This is a genomic window from Pseudomonas sp. Colony2, assembly GCF_019382755.1.
Classification (GTDB): domain Bacteria; phylum Pseudomonadota; class Gammaproteobacteria; order Pseudomonadales; family Pseudomonadaceae; genus Aquipseudomonas.
Genome location: NZ_CP080030.1, coordinates 4,269,163 through 4,271,436, shown reverse-complemented (window position 1 = coordinate 4,271,436; position 2,274 = coordinate 4,269,163). Strand labels below are relative to the sequence as shown.

The 2,274-nt window shown below is 59.5% G+C and carries 2 protein-coding genes; both read right to left on the bottom strand.

Annotated features, from left to right (window positions below; translation table 11 throughout):
- Positions 1-95 precede the first annotated feature (95 nt).
- Positions 96-1,133: a purine nucleoside permease gene (locus JV201_RS16810; RefSeq protein ID WP_008437067.1), complete on the bottom strand. Its 1,038-nt coding sequence runs from the start codon at positions 1,131-1,133 to the stop codon at positions 96-98.
- A 20-nt stretch (positions 1,134-1,153) separates the two neighbouring features.
- Positions 1,154-2,110 carry a nucleoside-specific channel-forming protein Tsx gene (locus JV201_RS16805; RefSeq protein WP_032899590.1) on the bottom strand — a complete coding sequence of 319 codons (957 nt, stop codon included), beginning with the start codon at positions 2,108-2,110 and terminating at the stop codon, positions 1,154-1,156.
- Positions 2,111-2,274 lie beyond the last annotated feature (164 nt).

The following is a 2,274-nucleotide window of genomic DNA, read 5'->3' as shown; positions in this document are numbered from 1 at the left end:
AGCGGGCTTGCTCGCGAATACGGTGTGTCAGCCAATACATTCGGCACTGATCCACCGCTTTCGCGAGCAAGCCCGCTCCCACATTTGATCTTTGTTCAGGCTTCGGGAACGCCTTTTTCCCACGCCGACCAGTTCTTCAGAATTGCCTGCACCAGCGGATTACCGGTGCGATACAGGTTCTCCAGCGCCGGCACAAATCCGCCCTGGTCCGCATACTTCAGCAGGTTGTCCACTTCGCTGTAGCCCGGGTACGGCCGATCAAAGTCGGAACCGGCCCGCACCACCGCCAGGCGATTGATATCCACCAACCCCTCACGGCTGGCCCGCAGCAACGCTTCATAGGTGGAGTTGTCTTCCTGCTGGGTGGTGCAGTACACGCCTTTATTGTCCGTCAGCAATTTGGTCCAGACCTCGGCGCGCTCACTCAGGCGCGTCCCGGAGAACCAGGTATTGCCCGCCAGGGTGTCGCACCGGGTGACCTGCGGCGGCTGATTGGCCGGCGCGTACGGATAGTGTTTGCGCCAGGCCGTGGACTCCTTGCTTTCACTGAGCTCGACTTTTTGCGACAGCGCAAACGCCTTGGCTTGCAGCTTGGGATTGAGCTCGAACACTTCGGTCTTGTAGTCCAGCGGCGGCTTCTCGTTCGGCCCCTTGGTATTGATGCCGATATAGCCGGTGGGCCAGTCCTTCGGCGCGTCCCGTGAATCCAGTTCCCATTGGGTTCCGAATTCCACCAGGTAATGGGCCCACGCGGCGGTGCCGATGGTGCCATGGTGCGGGTTGATCCCGGCGATCCCGGCGATCAGGAAGTAGCTCTGGCGCAGATCGAACTTGGGCGACAACGCCAGCGCCAGGGTCGAGGCGGCAGCGTTGGTCTGGCCCATGCCGGTCACCAGCAGGCACACGTCCTGGGTGTTGCAGCGGATCACTGGATACTCGGCCGACAAGCCTGGCACGCGAACTTCCTGCTTGAGTTCCAGGCGGTCGATCCAGTTCTGCGCTTCGGGGGCGAACATGGTGATCAGCATCACCTTGGGCTTGATCGGGGCCGGGGCATCAGCCAGCACGACATGCGGCAACAGCGCCCCGGCGGCCAGGCCGATGGCGATTGAAAGGCGGGTAAAGGTCTTCATCTACTGCTCCTTGTTCACACTCAGAATTGATAGCCCACACCGGCGTAGTAACCCCAGCCGTTGGAGCGGGCGCGGAAATTACCGTCGCCAAAGTTCAGCTCGCTGCCGTCTTCCCAGTTGCCGCCGTTGTGGAAGTAACGGCCTACCAGGGTGAAACGCAGGTGAGTGAACGAATACAACAGCACGTTTGTTGCAACCAGGGAGTTGGCGGTGCGCGCGGGGTTGTCTTTGTGCAGATCCGAGCCGAAATCGTAGTTGGTGAAGCCGATATAGGTCAGCGACGCACCATTGTCGAAGCTGCCGATGGGCACGATGTATTTCATCTGCGCACGGTAGCCGTCCCATGAGTATTCGTTGCTGGCGCCGTAGTTTTCCCACTGGTAACGGCCATAGAAGTTGGCCGACAGGTTGACCCGCGAGTGGGTCTCGATGTCGGTGCCCAGGCCGCTGTACAAGGTGTTGGCACGGTTGTCCTTGTTGCTGCCGTGGTCGTAGATCCAGTCAAACGCTACATACCATTCCTTGAACGGGCCGATGGCCAGGCTGCGACCGGCCAGGTAGTCGATGGAGATGCGCGGTTCGTGCTCCATGAACACCGGCGAGCCGTGGTCCCACGCGCCTTTGTCGTTGCTGTTGCCGATCCCGAAGATCTTCGGGATGTCGACGTAGCCATACAGTTCGAACGGGCCCTTGCGGCCGAAGTATTCGTACTCCAGGTACACGTCATCGGCGGGTTTGGGGCCGAAGCTGATGTCTTTGCTGCCGATCACCGTCAGGTCCTGGTTGAACCAGTCCGACAGGTACACGCCTTTTTTCGACGGGCTGGCTTCCGGGGCCAGGGCTTCGCCCTGTGCTGAGTCATCGGTGGGTTTTTCCTGCGCCAAAATGGGTCCGCTGAGTACTCCCGTAACGGCAGCCAGTAGCAGGGAAACAGCAAAAGGGGTAGCCGACGCGGATCGTCTGGAAGTGGGTTGCATTGAAAATCCCTGTTCGTACGCGGTTGGGGCCCGATTCTTCGGGTTGAGGTGAACCTGGTTGCCAAGTTCGTTCCGCAAACGTTTGCACAGGTTGTACCAATTTGTGTCAATTGCATGAAGGAATTGAGAAAAGTGGGAAATAGTCGGCCTTTTGGTCAGAAACG